The organism is Bacillus sp. UNC438CL73TsuS30 (assembly GCF_000482325.1).
In the GTDB taxonomy this organism is placed as follows: domain Bacteria; phylum Bacillota; class Bacilli; order Bacillales; family Cytobacillaceae; genus Neobacillus.
Map to the genome: position 1 here is coordinate 1257625 of NZ_KI535295.1, position 19201 is coordinate 1276825.

At 36.9% G+C, this 19201-nt stretch carries 21 protein-coding genes and 1 pseudogene; 13 read left to right on the forward strand and 9 right to left on the reverse strand.

The annotated features are described in order from the left end of the window. Positions 1 to 230: 230 nt before the first annotated feature. Positions 231 to 1103 (reverse strand): SDR family oxidoreductase, encoded by an 873-nt coding sequence (locus M028_RS0120040; protein ID WP_026575464.1) that lies wholly within the window; start codon positions 1101 to 1103, stop codon positions 231 to 233. A 225-nt stretch (positions 1104 to 1328) separates the two neighbouring features. Here M028_RS0120040 and M028_RS0120045 point away from each other — a divergent pair, with 225 nt between their 5' ends. Continuing rightward, positions 1329 to 2399, forward strand: coding sequence for a BMP family lipoprotein (locus tag M028_RS0120045; protein WP_026575465.1), 1071 nt, complete (start codon positions 1329 to 1331; stop codon positions 2397 to 2399). Positions 2400 to 2673: 274 nt separating this feature from the next. Here M028_RS0120045 and M028_RS0120050 read toward each other — a convergent pair whose 3' ends face one another. After that, positions 2674 to 4134: a flavin monoamine oxidase family protein gene (locus M028_RS0120050; protein WP_026575466.1), complete on the reverse strand. Its 1461-nt coding sequence runs from the start codon at positions 4132 to 4134 to the stop codon at positions 2674 to 2676. A gap of 212 nt (positions 4135 to 4346) precedes the next feature. On the opposite strand from M028_RS0120050, the gene M028_RS0120055 reads away from it, so the two are divergent. Then, positions 4347 to 4802, forward strand: a complete 456-nt coding sequence (locus M028_RS0120055; protein ID WP_026575467.1) for a C40 family peptidase — start codon at positions 4347 to 4349, stop codon at positions 4800 to 4802. A 227-nt stretch (positions 4803 to 5029) separates the two neighbouring features. Continuing rightward, positions 5030 to 5398, forward strand: a complete 369-nt coding sequence (locus M028_RS0120060) for a Gp49 family protein (RefSeq protein ID WP_026575468.1) — start codon at positions 5030 to 5032, stop codon at positions 5396 to 5398. A gap of 56 nt (positions 5399 to 5454) precedes the next feature. Here M028_RS0120060 and M028_RS0120065 read toward each other — a convergent pair whose 3' ends face one another. Beyond that, on the reverse strand, positions 5455 to 6828 hold the full coding sequence (locus M028_RS0120065) for a dipeptidase (RefSeq protein WP_026575469.1): 1374 nt from the start codon (positions 6826 to 6828) through the stop codon (positions 5455 to 5457). A 177-nt stretch (positions 6829 to 7005) separates the two neighbouring features. Here M028_RS0120065 and M028_RS0120070 point away from each other — a divergent pair, with 177 nt between their 5' ends. Then, positions 7006 to 7632, forward strand: coding sequence for a fumarylacetoacetate hydrolase family protein (locus M028_RS0120070; RefSeq protein ID WP_026575470.1), 627 nt, complete (start codon positions 7006 to 7008; stop codon positions 7630 to 7632). 149 nt (positions 7633 to 7781) lie between these two features. On the opposite strand, the gene M028_RS0120075 is transcribed toward M028_RS0120070, so the two are convergent. Continuing rightward, positions 7782 to 8348, reverse strand: coding sequence for an MOSC domain-containing protein (locus tag M028_RS0120075; protein ID WP_026575471.1), 567 nt, complete (start codon positions 8346 to 8348; stop codon positions 7782 to 7784). Between the two features lie 260 nt (positions 8349 to 8608). Between M028_RS0120075 and M028_RS0120080 the strand changes: the two genes are divergently transcribed. Next, on the forward strand, positions 8609 to 9718 hold the full coding sequence (locus M028_RS0120080) for an alpha/beta fold hydrolase (RefSeq protein ID WP_026575472.1): 1110 nt from the start codon (positions 8609 to 8611) through the stop codon (positions 9716 to 9718). Positions 9719 to 9779: 61 nt separating this feature from the next. Next, on the forward strand, positions 9780 to 9920 hold the full coding sequence (locus tag M028_RS32215; protein ID WP_081810794.1) for a DUF3934 domain-containing protein: 141 nt from the start codon (positions 9780 to 9782) through the stop codon (positions 9918 to 9920). 176 nt (positions 9921 to 10096) lie between these two features. Here M028_RS32215 and M028_RS0120090 read toward each other — a convergent pair whose 3' ends face one another. Both M028_RS0120090 and M028_RS0120095 read right to left on the reverse strand, forming a co-directional pair. After that, positions 10097 to 10537 (reverse strand): YaiI/YqxD family protein, encoded by a 441-nt coding sequence (locus M028_RS0120090; protein WP_026575473.1) that lies wholly within the window; start codon positions 10535 to 10537, stop codon positions 10097 to 10099. Between the two features lie 233 nt (positions 10538 to 10770). After that, entirely contained in the window at positions 10771 to 11073 is a 303-nt protein-coding gene (locus tag M028_RS0120095) for a hypothetical protein (protein WP_026575474.1), read from the reverse strand. A 398-nt stretch (positions 11074 to 11471) separates the two neighbouring features. Between M028_RS0120095 and M028_RS32925 the strand changes: the two genes are divergently transcribed. The 4 genes from M028_RS32925 to M028_RS0120115 all read left to right on the forward strand — a co-directional run bounded on the left by M028_RS32925 (position 11472) and on the right by M028_RS0120115 (position 14661). After that, positions 11472 to 11606: a BA3454 family stress response protein gene (locus M028_RS32925; protein WP_133333306.1), complete on the forward strand. Its 135-nt coding sequence runs from the start codon at positions 11472 to 11474 to the stop codon at positions 11604 to 11606. Positions 11607 to 11841: 235 nt separating this feature from the next. Beyond that, positions 11842 to 12999, forward strand: coding sequence for a DUF4317 domain-containing protein (locus tag M028_RS0120105; RefSeq protein ID WP_026575475.1), 1158 nt, complete (start codon positions 11842 to 11844; stop codon positions 12997 to 12999). Positions 13000 to 13212: 213 nt separating this feature from the next. After that, positions 13213 to 13488, forward strand: a complete 276-nt coding sequence (locus M028_RS0120110) for a hypothetical protein (RefSeq protein ID WP_026575476.1) — start codon at positions 13213 to 13215, stop codon at positions 13486 to 13488. A 210-nt stretch (positions 13489 to 13698) separates the two neighbouring features. Further along, positions 13699 to 14661: an aromatic acid exporter family protein gene (locus tag M028_RS0120115; RefSeq protein WP_026575477.1), complete on the forward strand. Its 963-nt coding sequence runs from the start codon at positions 13699 to 13701 to the stop codon at positions 14659 to 14661. 419 nt (positions 14662 to 15080) lie between these two features. On the opposite strand, the pseudogene M028_RS30510 reads toward M028_RS0120115, so the two are convergent. Next, positions 15081 to 15728: pseudogene (locus M028_RS30510) on the reverse strand (MBL fold metallo-hydrolase); the annotation flags it as partial. A gap of 155 nt (positions 15729 to 15883) precedes the next feature. Here M028_RS30510 and M028_RS30515 point away from each other — a divergent pair. Both M028_RS30515 and M028_RS0120135 read left to right on the forward strand, forming a co-directional pair. Next, complete coding sequence (locus M028_RS30515) at positions 15884 to 16291, forward strand: hypothetical protein (RefSeq protein ID WP_051591117.1); 408 nt, start codon at positions 15884 to 15886, stop codon at positions 16289 to 16291. A gap of 156 nt (positions 16292 to 16447) precedes the next feature. Beyond that, on the forward strand, positions 16448 to 16669 hold the full coding sequence (locus M028_RS0120135; protein WP_026575478.1) for a hypothetical protein: 222 nt from the start codon (positions 16448 to 16450) through the stop codon (positions 16667 to 16669). Positions 16670 to 16924: 255 nt separating this feature from the next. On the opposite strand, the gene M028_RS33410 is transcribed toward M028_RS0120135, so the two are convergent. Next, entirely contained in the window at positions 16925 to 17083 is a 159-nt protein-coding gene (locus tag M028_RS33410; RefSeq protein WP_197031435.1) for a hypothetical protein, read from the reverse strand. Positions 17084 to 17543: 460 nt separating this feature from the next. Between M028_RS33410 and M028_RS0120150 the strand changes: the two genes are divergently transcribed. Continuing rightward, a complete protein-coding gene (locus tag M028_RS0120150; protein ID WP_026575480.1) occupies positions 17544 to 18098 on the forward strand; it encodes a hypothetical protein in 555 nt (184 codons plus the stop codon). Between the two features lie 186 nt (positions 18099 to 18284). Here the strand turns inward: M028_RS0120150 and M028_RS30520 are convergent, their stop codons facing one another. Continuing rightward, a complete protein-coding gene (locus tag M028_RS30520) occupies positions 18285 to 19016 on the reverse strand; it encodes a diphthine--ammonia ligase (RefSeq protein WP_051591118.1) in 732 nt (243 codons plus the stop codon). Between the last annotated feature and the right edge of the window lie 185 nt (positions 19017 to 19201).

Genomic DNA, 19201 nt, shown 5'->3' on the forward strand with positions numbered 1-19201 from the left:
AATAGGCGAAATTTCTGCGTTTATTTAAGCCTTTTTTAATAATAATTTCTAAATAAGCGAATTTTTTTCGTCTATTTATCAGCTCGGGTGCTAAACCTTTTCCCAAAACCAATAATAAATAAAGAAAAAGACGTATGCCAATGATACATACGTCAATTCTTGTGTCTTTTAATAAGAAAGCACTCGAAAATGGAACCCTTTATTTTTTTATAAGGTCGTTTTTTCATTCATTATTTTACTTGAGAGATTCCGTTCACGATTTCTGATAACGCCTCTTTAATTGGTGTTGCTGGACGGCCGATTAGTTTTTCAAAATCATTGCTTTCAACATCTAGTGTGCTTTCTCGAATGCTTCTTTGAATGTCTACAAGCAATGGAAGAAGGAATTCCGGTACGCCCGCACCCTTCATAATGTCGGCATAAGTGGAGTCATCGACCTGCTGCACAGGTATTTCTCTACCTAGTACAGTTCCAAGAGCATCTACTAGTTCTTCCTGGGTCAATACTTTACCAGAAAGTTCATAAATAGTATTCTCGTGACCGTTACCTGAGAGAACTGCTGCCGCAGCTTCGGCATAATCTTGCTGTGGCGCCCAACCAACCTTTCCGTTTCCAGCTGATGTCACCCACGGCGCACCTGCTATGACACCTTGAATGCTTGGTATTTCATTTTCTAAGTACCAGTTATTGCGCAAGAAGGAGTAGGGAATACCTGTTTTCAGGATCGCTTCCTCGGTTGCCTGATGAGTTGGAGCGAACAGATTTTTACTCTCCATTGCATTGCCTAAACTAGTATAGGCAATAAATTTAACCCCTGCACGCTCTGCCGCAGCGACTGCATTCGCATGCTGTCGAATTCGTGTTTCATTGTCTTTATCGGCAGAAATAAGAAGCAAGCGGTCAATTCCCGCAAAAGCTGAATCTAAGCTCTCCGGTTGATCAAAATCTCCTTGGCGAACTTCTACTCCACGAGCCCGTAAATTTTCCGCTTTCTCCGGATTACGTACACTTACAGCGAGTTGACTTGCTGGTACAGTTTTCAATAGAGTTTCTATAACCTTAGATCCTAATTTTCCTGTAGCACCCGTAACGAGCATTTTCATCATTATTTCCTCCAATTTTTAAATGTAATTAAATAAGTTACCTGTAATCATAATAGTTACTTTATGTGATTTTGTCAATAACGTAAATAATAAAATGGAAAAGAGTTTAAAGGAGAAATTGTGCCATTAAAGATTTATGGAATGAACCTGTCCTTTTTTGACAAACTAATTTATAAAAGACAGGTTAGTTTTTGTATTTCATCAACTTTTTAGGAGGACTTTAAGGTGATAAAGAGAAAAATGGCATTGCTATTAACGTTATTGCTAGCTGCAGGGACCATTCTGGGTGCATGTGGAAAGGGTAATAACAACGCAACTGGAGGTAACAAAAAGAATGGCTTTTCTGCTGGCATGGTTACGGACGTTGGTGGGGTGGATGATAAATCCTTCAACCAATCTTCTTGGGAAGGTCTTCAAGCCTTTGGTAAAGCAAATAACATGGAAAAAGGAAAAGGTGGATATGATTACCTGCAATCTACATCTGATGCTGATTATGTGACAAACTTAACGACACTTGCCCGCCAAGGCTTTAATTTAGTATTTGGTATAGGGTTCTTAATGCAAAACGCGGTAGATCAAGTGGCAAAGCAGCAGAAGGATACGAATTTTGCCATTATTGATTCGGAAGTGAAGGAGCCAAACGTTGTTAGCATTCTTTTTAAAGAGCAGGAAGCAGCATTCCTTGCAGGGGTTGCAGCAGGGCTTACAACAAAAAGTAATCATATAGGTTTTATCGGCGGTATGAAAAATGCTGTAATTGAACGTTTCGAAGCTGGTTTTCTTGCTGGAGTAAAAGCAGCAAAACCAACGGCTAAGGTTGATGTCCAATATGCAGGTGCTTTCGATAAACCAGAGGCTGGTCAAGCAATTGCATCTAAAATGTATACTTCTGGAGCAGATGTGGTCTTTCATGCAGCTGGTGGTACTGGTAACGGTTTATTTAAAGAAGCGACAGACCGAAAGAAAAAGAATCCAAATGGTGAAATTTGGGCAATTGGTGTAGACCGTGATCAAAGCGACATGGGTCCTGATGTTGTTCTTACTTCTGCACTGAAACGTGTGGACGTAGCTGTAAAGGATACTGCACAAAAAGCAAAAGACGGCAAATTCCCTGGAGGACAGGATATTCTTTATGGTCTAAAAGAAGATGGTGTAGCTTTAGCTCCAATTAATGCCAAGGCTGCAAACAAAGCTGCTATTGAAAAGGCAGTAAAAGATTGGACTGATAAAATTAAATCTGGTGCTCTCAAAGTTCCTGGCACTCTTAATGAATTAAAAACTTTTACTGTTAAATAATTTTGAAGAGAAGCTGCCCCTTGGCAGCTTTTATTCAATTCTTTTGGAATTTTTCTGCATAAAAAATCCACCCTTCTAATAGTGAAGGATGGATAAACAACAATTTCAAGAATTTAGGGGTATTCTTGAAGTAATCTTATTATGAACTAAATTCAGAAAGTTATAAGTTTTTCTTTGAAAAAACATAGAAAATTTATGAAGGTTATTTTTTAAGGAAGATTGCCGACATGTGCCTTTTTGTTCGATCAAAGCAAAATGAACTGAATTCCCGGTTTTATTTCGGTAAGTCATTCACTTCATTGGCAACCCTAATTCCAGATTCAATCGCTCCTTGCATCCAACCGTGGGTTAGGGTTGTATGTTCACCTGCAAAATGAACTCTTCCCTCGGGCAACGTGATATAAGGAAACAATTCATTTTCCTGGCCCGGATCAAATGCCACAACAGCTCCTGTAGAATAGGGGTTATCGATCCAACTAAAAGAAGTTCCTCCTATAAATTCAGAATAGACTTGGTCACCGAAAATTTCAGCTAGGTTTTTTAAGGCATATTGAATGCGATCTTCATCGGATAAACCATTCCATGTTAAAGCTTCATCTGACCATGTATAACTTGCTAAAACAACCGCGGGTCCTTCAGAGCCAATCCCTTGGCTCGGGTAATAGGTGAACCGAATCGGCAAATCCGTTATAGATTTACCACCATATTGACCATGCCTTTCCCAAAATCTACTTTTAAATTCAATTCCAACTTTTGTTGCTGCCATATAGTTGATTTCACGAATGGCTCTGCGTTTATAGTAAGAAAAAGAATGGAATGGTTCAATCTTCACAAATCGTAACACTGAAAAGGGGATTGTTATGACGGCAAGATCACTCGTAATAGAGGAATTTTCTAAGTTGGTCTGATCGGTGGAATGGATGGTGACACGATTGTTATGTTGGATCATTTTAGTCATCCTCTGATTGAACCTGATATTCTCTTTTAATTGGGACACAAATGCCTTTGGGAGAAGATCCATACCACCAGTGATCTCATAGTAACGATTGGTACTAAAGGTTGATGCTTCACGCAAAACTTCAAGAAATGACATTCCCATATAGGCTTCATAGTCAAGGAGCACATCTATCATATCAATTGCCCCATCTGAGAAGATAGTACCGTATTGATAATGGTACGAATTTAAGAAAGAACCAAGTGAGTAATTTTTAAATTCTTTTGCTATTAAAGGCCAATTTCTCTTTGGATTTTTTTTAATAAAATTAACAATGGGCTGGAAAGCTAAATTAAACAGCTCTTCTGCGCTTTTACCTCTTTCATTGGGACGAACCGGAAAGTTTAGAATACTTGGGTTTTGTTCATACATATTGAGACGTGTCCGGATTCCATTTATATAAAGAATATCTGTAGTTGTTCGGTTGATAAAAAGGTTTAAAGGTAACCCGAATTTTTTAATATACTCTAACGTCAATAAATGAGTATCGGGAATTCGCATGGGTCCCGCGTTTAAGTAAAGTCCGTTGCTAAAAGGGTCACGGATGGTATAGATCCGGCCTCCAACAAGGCTGTTTGCTTCCAGGATGGTTACCTGATGCCCGGCCTCCTTCAAAAGCGACGCGGCAACAAGTCCTGATATCCCTGCACCGACAATCGTAATCCTCTTAGGGACTGTCGATTTTTTAAGACCATTCCGAATAAAGCAAATCATCTGTTGTATAGTTAAGGGCTCGTTTATGTTTTCAGGCATTTCATCTCTCCTTTTGGAAAAGGAATATTACATTATATTCACTTGGAGAGACGCCTATGTGTTAAAGAGTTGTATGAAGACGTTAAAGAGTAAAATTATCTCAGAATAACTTTGTAACAAAACTGTAAATTTGCTGTGATGTCCCTGTTATACCTTCCTAGTATATTGGAACTATCAAATCACACGAGGAGGTAACCAATATGCTAAAAAAATTCATCATGGCCTTTGTCATTCTTGCTTCTTGTGGCACATTGTTTGCCAATGTTGGTGATAAAGCGGAAGCGGCATCTTATAATTATCATATCAGAGCAATTCAAGTAGCAGAAAATCATATGGGAGTGCCTTATCAATGGGGCGGGATGTCACCATATGGTTTTGATTGTTCAGGTCTTGTTAAATATTCTTATGGAAAAGCTGGAAGAACGTTAAACCGTACTGCGGCAACAATGTATTATGGGAACGGATATCATGTATCTTCACTAAAAACTGGCGATTTAATGTTCTTCGCACCATCAAAAGCAAGCAGACCAACACATGTTGCGATCTATATCGGGTACGGGAAAATGATTATGGCTTCTTCTTCAAAGGGAGTTATGATTACAAAAACAAGCAACCCATATTGGCATGCTAGATATATTGGAGCAAAACGAGTGTAAGATCATCGGGAACGGTGGTCTTTTTCTATTTTCTGATTTTTTTAACCATTGAAAAACTTTATTGAATTATCAGAAAAATTAGAGAAAGTTTAATTTGACTGTGTATACTTTCCGTAATAAACTAAGGAAAATTTCATAAAGAAACTCCCATTTCTTGAACCTTTGTGAATAAACAAAGGGGTAAGTGGAAAGTCCGAAAATATTATAACCTAAGGGAGAGAAACACTATGATGATTGAAAGTATTTGCCCAAAATGTGGAGAAATAAATAATGTTGAGCATAAAGGGGAAGACCTTCTATTTGTTACTTGTAAAAACAAACATATCTATGACCATATAGTCATTCCTTATTCCAGAACCGCTGGAATTAAGGATGATCGAAGGAAAAAATTAGAGGAAATGATTGTCGAGAAAAAATTTCATCGAATGAGTGATAAATCAACTATTTGCCTACTAATCTTTGAAAATGGTTATGAAATTGAAGGACGTTCAACGGTTCGCGACATGGCTGATTTTCGAACGATTATTGGTAAAGACAAAGCATATGAACAAGCCTTAAAGAAGGCTATGGTTGCATTAGGTGCATACTTAGTATAATTTGAAAAAGTATGATCAATAAGGGCTAATCCAATTGGAGTAGCCCTTTACAATTTTTATAAAGATTGTTCCAGCTCGTACCAATAGTAACAAATCGTTTCCATCCCTTTATCGAAATTCTCAAGGTTGAAATGTTCATTCGGTGCGTGGAAGTTTTCATCCGGAAGTCCAAATCCCATTAACACAACCGGCTTTTCTAAAATTTGATCAAAGGTAGCTACGATTGGAATCGAACCGCCTCCACGTGTATAGGAGGTAGGTACATTGTAGACTTTTTCATATGCTCTCCCAGCAGCTTGAATCGCTGGATGGTCAAATGGTGTAACAAACGCAGGGCCTTTGTCAAAAAGAGATACATTTACTGTCACTCCAGGCGGTGTATGCGTTTTGATATGTTTTTGCAATAGCTCCACAATTTCATCTGGGTCCTGATCTGGCACGAGACGGCAAGTGACTTTCGCATGTGCTTCTGACGGAAGAACCGTTTTAATGCCTTCGCCTTGAAACCCGCCATAAATCCCGTTCACTTCAAGCGTTGGACGAACCCAATTTCTTTCTAATGACGTAAAGCCTTCTTCGCCAAACATTTCCGGAACCCCTAATTGGTCAATAAAAGACTGATCCGTAATCCCTAGTGATGCATAAGCAGCTTTTTCATCCGCTGTTAACTCGGCAACTTTATCGTAAAAGCCTTCAACGGTGATTTGTCCTTTTTCATTATGGAAGGAATTTATAATATCGACTAATGCATGAATCGGATTTTGAACCATGCCGCCGTATAATCCCGAATGAAGATCGCTTTTTGGTCCCTTAACATCAATTTGTACACCGCACAAACCTCTCAGCCCATAGCAAATGGCGGGCTTTCCACGCTCCATCATGCTCGTATCGGAAATCACAATCACATCGGATGACAATAATTCCTTATTTTCTTTTACAAAAAGTGGGAGATTAGGGCTGCCGATTTCTTCTTCGCCCTCAATCAGGAATTTTACATTGATGGGAAGGGTTCCAGTGCTTTCAAAAATCGCTTGCAATGCTTTGAGATGCATAAACACTTGGCCTTTGTCATCGCTAGCCCCGCGAGCATAGATTTTTCCATCACGAATTTCTGCTTCAAAAGGAGGGCTGTCCCATAATTCAACCGGGTCAACGGGCTGGACATCATAGTGGCCATAAATTAGAACAGTTGGTTTTCCTTCTGCCTTCAACCACTCCCCATAAACAACAGGGTGACCTTTTGTTTCGTAGATTTCAATTTTTTCCATTCCGATTTCTTGAAGGGCATTGGACACCCATTTTGCAGCCTTTTGAACATCCTCTTTATGCTCAGGGAGAGAGCTGATACTTGGAATCGCCAAAAACTCCTTTAATTCCGTTAAATGCTTTTCTCTGTTTTTTGTAAGGTATGTAATAACAGATTGCTCCAAGAATATAACCTCCTAAAAATCTAGTTTTTACCGATAAGTTAATTTTGAATCAAAATGTTAAATGTTTCAAGTTGAAAACATGAGCGGGCAGAAAATGAAATATTCTAAAAACGGATCAAATTCAATGTGGTAGAATGAAAAGTGATAACATTACATAGTAAAAAAGAGGGATCGGACATGAAGGAGATCAAAAATATTTATTGTGTGGGGCGGAATTACGCAGCACATGCAAAGGAATTAAACAATGAAGTGCCTACTTCACCATTTCTTTTTTCAAAACCTACTCATGCCTTGGTAGAAGCGAAAGGACAAGAAATCCAGCTGCCAGGTAATCGTGGTTCTATCCATTTTGAAACAGAGCTTGTTGTAAGAGTTGGTAAACGATATGAGATGGGCATGGGTGTAGATGAAGCGATCGACAGTATGGCAATCGGGCTTGACCTTACTTTACGGGATGTTCAAACGGAACTGAAGAAGAAAGGCCACCCATGGTTGCTTGCAAAGGGGTTTCCAGATTCGGCAGTTGTAAGTGAGTTCATTGATTTTCCTGGGCTTGAAAAAGTAGAGAAAGCGGATTTCATCCTGATGAAAAATGGGGAGAAGGTTCAGCAAGGAAATATAAAAAATATGATTTTTGATTTGCAAACGATTTTAGATTTTACAGCAAAGAACTTCGGATTGGGGGAAGGGGATATCATTTTTACCGGAACACCAGAAGGGGTCGGGCAAGTTTCGGACGGAGATCAGCTTTCACTGATTTGGGATAATAAGGTTCTTGGTGAGTGTTTGATTAAATTAACTTAAGAATTTCAGATTTGGCATATATAGGAATCCTAATTAAAGATAGAAAAAGCCTCTATTCAATTCATTAGAGGCTTAAAAATATTTACATTACTGAGGTAAATTAAACGTGATCTGGGCGCATGGTTCCCAATAAGTCGAATAACAACCTCTTATTGCATTGGATTTGAAAAGTTATTAATTAGAATCTGTACCTGATCTCCTTGATGAATTTTACCCGGTCGTTCTACTGCACAAACAATACCTCTTCGCTTAAAGGCCGCACGAACAAAATCTGTTGCTAATTTCGGACGATCCTCATATTGTTGTTGAATAATTTCGCCAGGAAAAACGCATGGCAGGTTTTGACCCATACAAATCAAGCCTGTACCATTAGGGAAGAGAATTCGTGAACCCAACGTGAGACTTGTCAGCTCAGGGAATCCACTCAACAATAGATTTGCCCCTAGCCATTCAGGCAGTACCTTCTCAATACCTAATTGTTCAGAAATCTGCCTGCAATCTTCTTCAGCCAAAATGGTAATCTGACGGCGATTGAGGATTTCTGTACCTCTAGGATACATGGGCTGGCGCGAATCCGCGGGGAAAGTAACTCCAAAGTGACGATCCCCGCGGATTCCGCCAAATTCAAGATTTACCTCAGGAATTCTTCGTGTAACAAACGTTTCTGGGTTATCCGCTATCAGGATTGCACGTACTTCTGCTTCTGCAGTTTTCATTTAAGCACCTCTTTGAACATATCGTTAAACTGGTATGTACTCCTAGTATATTGTAAATTTACCATTTCAAGAGTATTGTAGCACTTAATGGAAGGTTACTCCACACCAAGAAACATAGAAATTACGTAAAGCACCGGGGTCAGGTACTTTTTCTTGCATCGGGTGTTATCCGATTAAAGGGGAAAGCGTATATATTTAAAGATGAGCTCGTACTTATGGTCTGAAAAAGGGAATAACCTTGGAGGCGAAGGATAATGGATATGAATCATGTAAAGAAACAACAATTTACAATTGAAAACTATACGTTGGAAAATAGGAAAAGTATTCCAGTTACACTTGGATATGAAACCTATGGGGAATTAAATGAGGATAAATCGAATGTGATTTTAGTTCCTCATTATTTTAGCGGTACAAGCCATGCCGCAGGAAAATACACACCGGAGGACCCGAATCCAGGATATTGGAATGATTTAATTGGCCCCGGAAAAGCAGTAGATACCAATAAATTTTTTGTCATAAGCACTGATAACCTTGCCAATGTCCAGGTGAAAAACCCCAATGTGATTACGACAGGACCAAGATCCATCAACCCGAAGACAGGTAAAATATGGGGCCTTGATTTTCCGGCTTTCACGTACCGTGATATTGCAGGTATTCAATATGAATTTATAACAAAACAATTAGGGATCAACAAACTATATGCCGTGATGGGGGCTTCTGCCGGTGGATTTATTTCGCTTCATTGGGCCGTGAATTACCCTGAAAAAGTGGAACGGATGATTGGCGTAATCACCAATCCGCAAAATCCAATTCTTACCTCATTAAATGTGACCCAACAGGGGATGCGTGCCATTGCCCTTGATCCCAATTGGAAGGATGGTTTTTATCAGGACGGGAAGGAACCGCTAGAAGGCCTTCATCTAGCTGTTCAAATGATGAATACCGGGGCATTTACTCCGGAATTCTATGAAACCACCTATCCAAGAGATAGTAGTGAGCAAGGACCTTATCAGGATTATATGGTGCCAGCTTCTTATGAAAAACAAGTTGCAGAGGCGATTGAATCTGGTTCGGCATTTGTTGATGCCAGTCATTGGTATTACACGTGCAGGGCAACGATGATGCATGATATCGCACACGGTCAGAAATCGTTGGAAACGGCTTTGGAGAAAATCACCGCAAAGGTATTAATGGTATCCTGTACCAGTGATTTATTGCAGCCTACCGTTTATAATCGAGAAATGATCGAAATCATGAAAACGCAAGATAAACAAGCGGAACTATATGAATTTGCTAGTTTAAAAGGACATCTGGCCGGCGTATTGGAAACACATTTGTTTGGTGAAAAGATAGCTGAATTTTTAAATTAAAGGAGTAGTACTTGTATTTTGTTGGAACGAATAGAAAAATAGATGAGAATGAGGTGATCTTATGAGTAAAGCTAAAGGAAAAGGCGGAACCGGGAGAGGAACAGACAAGAAGGGTTGGAACCGTTGGCAGGCAAGTGCAAACAAAAAAAAGAGTGCAAAACCTTATACAAGTAAAGGGACAAAAAAGACGGATGTGGAATGAGCCACGGGCAATAGTTAAGTCATTTATGCTGAATAAATCCATTTTTTATGATCCAACTTGTGGCGAACTCCTTTAAAGGAGTTCGCTTTTTAATTTTCCAGCTAACGGGGGCAGGTTAGGTTAAATATTTGTCACAATTTATTTTTCCAAGTTTTTCTTAAAATGTATGGTTCTTTTTAACGTAAAATCGCTCTTATAAAAAGCTCTTTAAATTTTTCCCTATCTTCAGCAGTCAATGGTTTTGGCCCCTTTGTGCGCTTACCGCTTTTTCGAGCCATGGCACTCAAATAACGTGTTTGTAATAATTGTTCAATGTTTTCATTCGTATAAGTATACCCAGTATGATGAAGTACGGTACACCCTTTTGCTAAACCTAGCGAAGCTAGACCATAGTCTTGCGTAACGATTAGATCTCCTTTTTCAACTAACTTCATAATCCGATAATCCGCAGCATCTGCTCCAGAATCAACATAAATGGTTTCTACTCCTAATGGTTGTTCCGCGTTTGAGAAATGAGAAAAGCTAGTAACAAGGATAACAGGAATTTTAGCATTGGTACCTTCAGAGATAATGATATCTTTCACCGGACAAGCATCTGCATCAACATAGATTTTCATCTTTACCGCTCCCGTAAATAAGTTTGAGTTGATGATAATGGCAAATTTAGCCTTTGTCAAACGATAAAGAAGATCTTTAAAAACCAGTTATCATTCGTAAAACTTTTTCTGATACTCTCTCCCAAATAATAGAAAAATTCAATCTAAATCAAAAAAAGTCAATCTTACTGATTGGCTTTTTTGAATGGACTAGGTGAGGACCTGTTAGATAAATCCCATGCCCTAAGTGTCAATTAATCATAGCGAACTTGATCTTTCCCTTCAATAATTAGCTCAAGTTCTGTTAAAAAGTTGAGTTCTAGCGGGGCAGGTAAGAGGTTAATAATTTCCCTGATATCGATAAGATCTTCTGCCTCTTCGATCGTTGATGGAGGTTGATCTAAATGCTGAAACCAGATCTTTAATTCATCAATAAACTCATAAAAATGCCTCTCGAACCGTTCGGCACATTCTTCACTTTCATCCTCGGTCGCTTTTTTCATCAACTCCCAATCTTCAAGGGCAGTTTCCAATTTTTCTTTAACACGATTGATCACATCATCACTCCTTGGTTTTGGGGAATGGGGAAATTCACCAAACGGACATTTGAAATACCAATAGCTATTCTAGTTTAAAGTATACAAAAGTTGACCCTATTTAGACAAAGGTTTAAGGACACTGCAATTTTATTTCGACAAGTTTCAGCATTTTTAGTAATGATCCAGTTAAACATAAGCCAATTAATATCATAAAAAGTTCGTTGATTTTATTGGCTTTGTGAGTCATTAACCAATATTAGTGAGTATATTCATTCTTGTTAAGTTGAGAGTTTGTCAAATCTTGACCTTTTTTTTAGCTTTCATCACTTTCATTTTATTTGTAAAATAAAAAAAAGTTAAAAAACTAAATGAAATTAGTGAGCAAATTACTAGAATGATATAAAGGGGTCGAAAACATGTACAAGTATACAATTTATGTAACACATAATGGTAAGGTTTATCAAACAAATGTAATTGCGGATAAAAACCAAACAGAAGAAGAAGTTCATCGTATAGCAAAAGAACAAGTTTTGAAGCAATGGGCAAATTAAATAAGAATCCAAGGCTTTTATGTATCTAGCTGCCAATGGCGGCTTTTTTTATTGACCTAAATTTGAATTATTTTTTCGTAACACGTTAAAAATCATTAAAAGTGAGTGAAGATTTATTCAATATTAAAATGGGATAATCCCAACTTACTGCTTATTTGCTATTAGAATTGAAATAATATCAAGTATTACTATTTTCTTGTTGGAACAGTATAATCAGGAATGGGAGATGAGATATATGAATAAAAAAGACATCGCGAATATCCGAAAGCAATTTAAATTAGATAATTATCGTATGAACATCCGTGAAATCTTCAATGTGTATGTTCAGAAAGAATCGGGCGAGATTTACCATCAAGTTTGTCAACCGTTTCAAATGTTGGAACAGGAAGCACAAGAATTGTTTTTAGCCAACTTTAAAAAGGTTTTAACAGGTAATCTTGATGCTAAATTGTTTGAATTAAAATTCCAGCGGGATGTGGAATATAGTACACAATCAATCCTTTTCGAAGGTTTACAAGCAGACTCAGAAGATTGGCAAGATAACATGGTGGAAATCGTTGGGAAAATGCTGGCCCAAGGTACTTATGACTTTGATATGGTGGTAACATTTATCCGGGGAGAATACCGAAAGCCTACCAAGAAGCGGAATCCTGAATCAGAAGAAGGTGGGGATGATGCGGTTTATTCCAATGAATTTATCCTTTGCAGCCTTAATAAAACCGATCATCCGAAAAAAGCCTTGATGTTTGACTATATCGAAAAAGAATATAAGTCCTTTCATGTGGTGGATCCTATAATTAATTTAGAATCTCCTATGTCAGGTTTTCTGTTCCCAACGTTTAATGATAATGCTTCAGATGTAAACCATATTCTTTATTGTGCCGGAAAAGCCAATGAGCCGGATTTGAGATTTATTGAAGAGGTTCTAAATAGTGAAGAGATCATGACTGCTCAGGATGATAAGGATTGCTTCGATTTTATCTTAAAAGAAGTGATGGGTGACGAAGTTGAACCTCGGGTCATTTCCAATGTTTATGAAGAAATCGATAAGATGATCCAAGAGAATGCAGAAAAGGAAGAAAGTGAAATCCCAACATTGGATACTCGGGACATTGAAAGAATCTTAACGGTCAGCGGGGTCGAAAATGTAGAGCCAGCTAAAGTGGAACATGCCTTCAAAGCGATCATAGATGATGAAAAATATGAATTCAAAGCAAGCAATTTAGTACCAAAAACAATTAAAATCAATACAAAACTAGCAGACGTTACGATTAACCCAAAAGACTTGAAATATGTAAAATATATCACATTCGAGGGAAAACGGTGCCTCTTGTTAGAGGTCGATGAAGAAGTGATGGTGGAAGGATTTAAACTAGAATCAGAGACACTCTAGATGTGATAACACTTTTTCACCACAAACTTTCATCCATTTAAAGCGTAATTCCTTGTAAGACCTTATTCGGTACCGAGTAAGGTCTTTTCATATTGTAGAATGAAGAATTAGTTCATGATGTAGGTTCATCGAACTGTTTAAGCTCAAATTTTATCCAATTTCTTCTCAACTCTTAAGGGTTTTTGGTAAAATAAGTTAAATGGGGGTGTCTTAATGAAAAGTTTTAGTTTTTGGTCTTTCGTATTTGCAGTATTTGGTGTTTTGATTTTGGGGTCTTCGTATTTGTTTCCAAAATTTTTTGAGCCGCTTATGGCATCAGGATTTGGATTACTAATTGTTGGCTCGTTATTTTGTTTCGGAGCCCTATTTAAAAGTGAAAAAGGAAATGCAAAGTTTTTATCAGTTGCTGCGTTATTTTTCTTAAGTTCTATTATTGTTTGGAGCCAACCAGTTCAAATTGTAAGGGTACTTACCTGGATGAAGAATTAGAGCAGAGGAAAATCCATTTTTAAGAGTATTTATTGCCTATCCGAGAATAGTCAACGTTCATCCACGAGTATTTCCTGTAATTGCATATTCCATAACTCCACTCCCTTGACCATCAAAGAAAGCGATGCCAAAAATTTTACAAACAAATAACCCAAAAATCCATGCTAAACATGGTAAACTAGCATGAATAGAAATAACTGGGGTGTTTTTATGAAAATTGGTTTAAGGACAATCAAAACAGCGTTGGGTGCGGGGGTTTCCATCTGGATTGCCGAATTGCTTCAGCTTCAGTTTGCTAGTTTCGCCGCCATTATCTGCATCCTTTGCATAGAAAAGACAAAAAAGCAGTCCATCCGATCTTCACTAGAACGATTTGCTGCCTGTACACTTTCTTTGGTTTTGAGTGGTCTTGTGTTTCGAATGCTGGGATTTAATCCTCTTGTATTTTCGTTATTCATTTTGATTCTGATTCCCTTGTTAGTTCGACTTCGACTGCAAAAAGGGTTTGTGAATAGCGTAGTGATTGTTCTTCACATCTTCACGCTTGAGAAATTCACTCTTCCCATCGCTTTAAATGAACTCCAAATCGTCATCATTGGTGTAGGGGTTGCGATTCTGTTAAACAGTTACATGCCAAACGTAGAAAAAAACCTTAAGGCAACCCAATCAGCCATAGAAGAGAAGTTCAAAAAAATATTATTTGAATATGGAGCCTATTTGGAAAAAGGGGATCAAGGGTGGGACGGAAAAGAACTTTTAGAATTGGAAGAAAATCTTAATGAAGGTAAAAGGTTAGCTATCCAGTATGACGAAAACCAATTGCTTTCTGATAAAAAGGGATATTTTTATTATTTCGATATGAGGGAGAAACAGTTTGTTATTTTAAGTCGCATGCTGCCCATTGTATCGTCGCTCGATGAAGATGTCGTCCAACGTCATGTTTTCTCCGAATTTCTTTACGATATCAGCGCCGATGTGAAGAGTGCAAACACAGCTTACAAACATCTTCAAAAACTGGAAAGTCAGCACCAAAAAATGAACGAGCTTGAGTTGCCAAAATCCCGCATAGAATTTGAAACTAGGGCATCTGTTTTCCATTTAATGAATGAGATGGAGTATTATTTAAAAACAAAAATAAACTATTACGACGAAAAACAAATTGATGTTTCCTAAAAACACCACGCTTTTAAAAAATGCATCCTTTTATAAGAGATATGACTCCTTTGAAGGGGGATTTTTTGTCTGATGGAATACATCCCAAATTATCTGAAGGTACAATTTTATTTAGGAACTATTACAGTGGTAATTGCTTGTGCTATTGGTATTTGGATAAGATCAAAGAAAGAGAAGTAATGGAGGATTGAAACCACAAAATTATTATCGTCATGCGGAAATGATAAGGTAGTACTTCCTCTTTCCTATAATATTAGAATCGAAAATTGTGCCGTTACTTAAGGGTAAATAAATTCAATTCTTGTCACTTAACAAGATAAAAGCCCATGATGATCAACAGCATCATCATGGCACCTTATAGGTCTATAAAGTAAATAAGAAATTAAACCACCACATTGGCAAACTGTTTTTTTTAAAAGTTAAAATGTGAAAGATTCACCATCATCAGGCACTAAAATATGAGAAGAGATTCCTTTTTTATTTATAAAGCTCTTCAAATCATCTCTTGATAATGTCCAATGGTTGACAGCTTCCATATGAACAGAAATGATTTTGGCGTTAGGAGCAGCCTTATACACTTCAAGGATGTCTTCTTTCCCCATTACCAGAGAACCAAGTTCTAATATTTGATTATCTCCACCATTTACAATAATGATTTCTGGTTTGTGCGTATCGATTACTTCCTGGATTGCTTCATACCAAACTGTATCTCCAGCCACATATAGCGTTTTTTCTGTTGAGTGTTTGAAGACTACACCACACACTAGACCGGCACGTTTTAATAACTTTTCTCCTCTTCCGTGCTCGCCTTTTGTTTTAATTAATTGGATATCTTCAAAAACTGTATCTTCCTGTAAAACTTCTACATCTATAAAACCAGCGTTTCTAACTTCTGTAGCATCTTTCTCATTTTGTACAAACATCTTTATACCTTTTGGTAACACCTTTTTCGCTGTATCATCCCAGTGATCTAAATGCAGATGTGTGACAATCACAGCATCCACAAGATTGATAATATTATCAATGGATATTGGTAAGTCAACTAAAGGATTCAATTGATCTGGTCTTACTGTTGTTCGATAGTTCAACAAAAATAGGAATAAATACTTAAAACAACAACCCTTCCGCTACAAAAGAGGCTTTTTTATTAGTACAGCCCCCCTACATATTTCATATAAATAAAAAAGAAATATGCTTGTTTAATTGAAAAGGGGAATCATTTATGTTTCTAGACTTGTTGAAGTCTTTTGTAGGGAAAGTAATCAATATTGATCGAGGTGGTCGCGAATCTAAGGTTGGAAAGTTATTAGATGTTTATAATGATTATTTTATCCTACTCACTGAAGAGGATGGGGTCGTTTACTATAATACCCAGCATATAAAAAGTGTGACGGAGAATACGAAGGGATTCAAGAATGTATTTCCTGAAGATTTTGAGTATAAAAAAGCTAATAATTTACTAAGTTTGTTAGAAAATCTAAAACTCCAGTGGATCAAAATAAACCATGATGGCCCAGAAAAAATAGAAGGAATTTTATTTGATATTAGTGATGACATGATTACTTTGATTTTTAATGATGAAATTGTTCGCATTTCCATGTTTCATCTTCGTACGATCAGAATGGGCTAAACTGGAGAAATAAACCATCTGATTAGATAATAAAAATGACCGCAATGTTGCAGTCATTTTTTATTTGCTCAAAAATATTTTTATATTGTGCTATAAACATCCAATCAATTAATAAGGGAAATCATTTAATAGAATTAGAAAGGAGATGATAGGAAGATGAGTAGTAAGGAATTTAACCGTTTTGCTTCTCAACTTGTTGGTCAAGAAGTAGAAGTGGTCACCAATAACGGAACATATACAGGGACTTTAGAGTATGTTGGCAGTGATAGTATTATTCTGAACACTAGAGTAAGAGGCCGCAGAGTAAGAATGGTCATTCGTATCGCTTTAATCATTGCTCTTTTCAGTCTACTAACTGGAATCAGGTTCACTTTATAAAGAAACAAAAGAGTTAGCTGTCCATTTGACGGCTATTTTTTCCATGAAATTGGAGCTTTTATGAAGATAGGGAAAAACGATCTAAAAAAGATCAAGCAATGTAAATGGGATCATTTGCAGTAAAAAAGGATAGGTAGAGCCTATGTTTCCTGCTCACCTATCCCTTTTTATTTTTGCTTTATCATGCCGACATTAAATAAGAATTTAATTTTATTTAGAGTTTTAAGATTTTAAATAAAGCAACAAAGTTGATTTTTAATCACGCATTGCGCCTGCCTCACGGGAAGTCATTGAACCTTCTCCTTCGCTTACATCTTTTTGAATTTCCTGTTTGACTTTTTGTGCATCCGTTCCAGCAAATTCTGGTTTCATAATAGACCCTAAATTCTCTTTAGCTTGTTGATCCTGTTGCATACAAATCCTCCTGAATTTATTATTTAACCATCTTATTATTAGCACCGATTTGAAGAATATTACCGATTTATTATTGTAGGAATTGTATGTATTATTAATTCATGTATTTTTATGGGTACTTGGATTGATGTATCGGGACAGTTGGTTTAATAAAATTCACCTTTTTACCCAAATGAATGGAAAATTGTGTTAAGATCATATCGGATAGTCCTGTTGAGAAAAGATTTGTTTGAAAGTTGAAGTTAGATGACTTCAGTTGAAAGGTTGTGTTTATTTTGAACCAATCGGGATATTTATTTAAGAAAGCAGCGTTGCTTTTTCCTTTTTCTAAGAATATTTCATTTAATAAGTAAATAGTGAAAAACTCATCAATTCTATCTGATTTGCAAGAACGGTCTTTCAAAGAATTCTTCACCTATTTTAAAATTTCAATGATACATTGATAAAATTAGGAGTAAAAATGCGAATAAAATATATTATATTACCAGCTTTAATTATTTTAATAGTGTTTGTCGGCTATCGAATAATTTCTCTTTATACAGAGGGACGAAGCTATTATTTTAAAAAAATTGATTCAACTAATCTTACAAATGAATCTTTTGGAAAGGTACGGCTACATGATAATATTCATCAGCTATCTTTTGTAAAGAATTATGGAACACCTCTTAGTAGGGAGGATAACGATTTATACGATTATTACCATTGGGAAGGTGGATTAGAAACGGCATCTATCATCAATGGAAAAGAAAAAGGGGATATTGTTCGTTTAATAATTGGGGAAGTTGAAGAAGGAATAAAAGCGAAAAATAGTCTTAAAACAGCAAAAGGAATCGAAATTGGTAGCAAGAAACAAGATGTTATCGCTTCGTATGGTCCAAAATATTATAAAAGGACAGAACAAGGTGTGGATATTGTCGGATACGTAGACCATAAACTAGGTGCAACGATTGAATTCTGGGTAGTAGAAAGCGGAAAGGTATCGGAAATACGCCTAGATGACACAAGCATAGACTAAGTAAATTAGAATTTAACGATGGAGGTAGTTGTTGTACCTCTTTTTATATTTCAGAGTTAGTTTTGTTAACGATTATACCTAAAGCAACGGTATCTTATAGTATAGATGGAGTGGCTGCGGCTGCCCCGTTTTTTATTTTCTAAGGGGGCAGCTTAGTGAAATAAAAAGTTGTATTTTTGTAAACAATTACTCATTCTGATTTATGATCGCTAAAATCTTGTTTTTATACAAATCATTACTTTTTAATTTTATTCCAACAAACTTCCAACGATCTATTGCGTTTATAAATTTATTGTCAATTTCTATAGGAATAGGATATTTAAAGATAGGTCCATGATATACAAAGGTATGGTACTCACCGTACTCTCCACATGGGTCTACATCGGAGGGCAATGCTTCGAGCCATTCTTTCGTTAAGGTTTTCCCTAAAAAGCCGGAAGACAATTTCGTTGAATCTATGGATATGACGGCAGCTTTCCATCCTTCTTCCACCATTTGCTGAGCTAATGTTTTCGTATCCTGTCCCCATAATGGCAGCAACAATTCAAATCCGTGTTTGGCAAGTAATTTTTCTTTATAGGTCTTGACCTCTTCCAAAAATAAGTCCCCATATGCAATTTTCGTGACTCCGAAATGTGCTCTGAAATAAACCATGGTGCTGATTAAACCATCTTCAAACTTCTCTGTGGTAAATTCGCTCATTTTTATTTTATATAGAGGCAATCCGATGGCTTCCGCTTGTTTTTCTACTAGCTGTTCATCAATGTGGTGACTTGTGACGTTTCCGTTATCCGTACAGGTGGTCACTAACGATATAATTTTATACCTCTGATCCTTTAACAATTGGTTGACTAAGAAAACGGAGTCTTTTCCGGATGAAAAGGCAACAACGATATTTTCAAGGACTGTTTCTCCCATGGTCTCATCCTTTCTCAGAATATGAATAATTCATTCTTTTCTATAGTTATTCTACTGTCAAATATATTGTGGCGTCCATTTATTTAAGAGAGATTGGTTCGAGCAAATGAAGGAATGGCCGATATTGGATGGCAAAAATTAATTTAAAGACTTTTTATTAAAATAATTCCAATATAGTTCGTTTC

Excerpts from the sequence above, each read along its gene's own strand:
- M028_RS32925 (WP_133333306.1), top strand. The coding sequence starts at position 11,472 with ATGTACAAGTATACAATTTATGTAACACATAATGGTAAGGTTTATCAA.
- M028_RS0120075 (WP_026575471.1), bottom strand. The coding sequence starts at position 8,348 with ATGAAAACTGCAGAAGCAGAAGTACGTGCAATCCTGATAGCGGATAAC.
- M028_RS0120115 (WP_026575477.1), top strand. The coding sequence starts at position 13,699 with ATGAAAATTGGTTTAAGGACAATCAAAACAGCGTTGGGTGCGGGGGTT.
- M028_RS32215 (WP_081810794.1), top strand. The coding sequence starts at position 9,780 with ATGAGTAAAGCTAAAGGAAAAGGCGGAACCGGGAGAGGAACAGACAAG.
- M028_RS0120060 (WP_026575468.1), top strand. The coding sequence starts at position 5,030 with ATGATGATTGAAAGTATTTGCCCAAAATGTGGAGAAATAAATAATGTT.
- M028_RS0120110 (WP_026575476.1), top strand. The coding sequence starts at position 13,213 with ATGAAAAGTTTTAGTTTTTGGTCTTTCGTATTTGCAGTATTTGGTGTT.
- M028_RS0120070 (WP_026575470.1), top strand. The coding sequence starts at position 7,006 with ATGAAGGAGATCAAAAATATTTATTGTGTGGGGCGGAATTACGCAGCA.
- M028_RS0120105 (WP_026575475.1), top strand. The coding sequence starts at position 11,842 with ATGAATAAAAAAGACATCGCGAATATCCGAAAGCAATTTAAATTAGAT.
- M028_RS0120055 (WP_026575467.1), top strand. The coding sequence starts at position 4,347 with ATGCTAAAAAAATTCATCATGGCCTTTGTCATTCTTGCTTCTTGTGGC.
- M028_RS0120135 (WP_026575478.1), top strand. The coding sequence starts at position 16,448 with ATGAGTAGTAAGGAATTTAACCGTTTTGCTTCTCAACTTGTTGGTCAA.
- M028_RS0120040 (WP_026575464.1), bottom strand. The coding sequence starts at position 1,103 with ATGAAAATGCTCGTTACGGGTGCTACAGGAAAATTAGGATCTAAGGTT.
- M028_RS30520 (WP_051591118.1), bottom strand. The coding sequence starts at position 19,016 with ATGGGAGAAACAGTCCTTGAAAATATCGTTGTTGCCTTTTCATCCGGA.
- M028_RS30515 (WP_051591117.1), top strand. The coding sequence starts at position 15,884 with ATGTTTCTAGACTTGTTGAAGTCTTTTGTAGGGAAAGTAATCAATATT.
- M028_RS33410 (WP_197031435.1), bottom strand. The coding sequence starts at position 17,083 with ATGCAACAGGATCAACAAGCTAAAGAGAATTTAGGGTCTATTATGAAA.
- M028_RS0120090 (WP_026575473.1), bottom strand. The coding sequence starts at position 10,537 with ATGAAAATCTATGTTGATGCAGATGCTTGTCCGGTGAAAGATATCATT.
- M028_RS0120080 (WP_026575472.1), top strand. The coding sequence starts at position 8,609 with ATGAATCATGTAAAGAAACAACAATTTACAATTGAAAACTATACGTTG.
- M028_RS0120150 (WP_026575480.1), top strand. The coding sequence starts at position 17,544 with ATGCGAATAAAATATATTATATTACCAGCTTTAATTATTTTAATAGTG.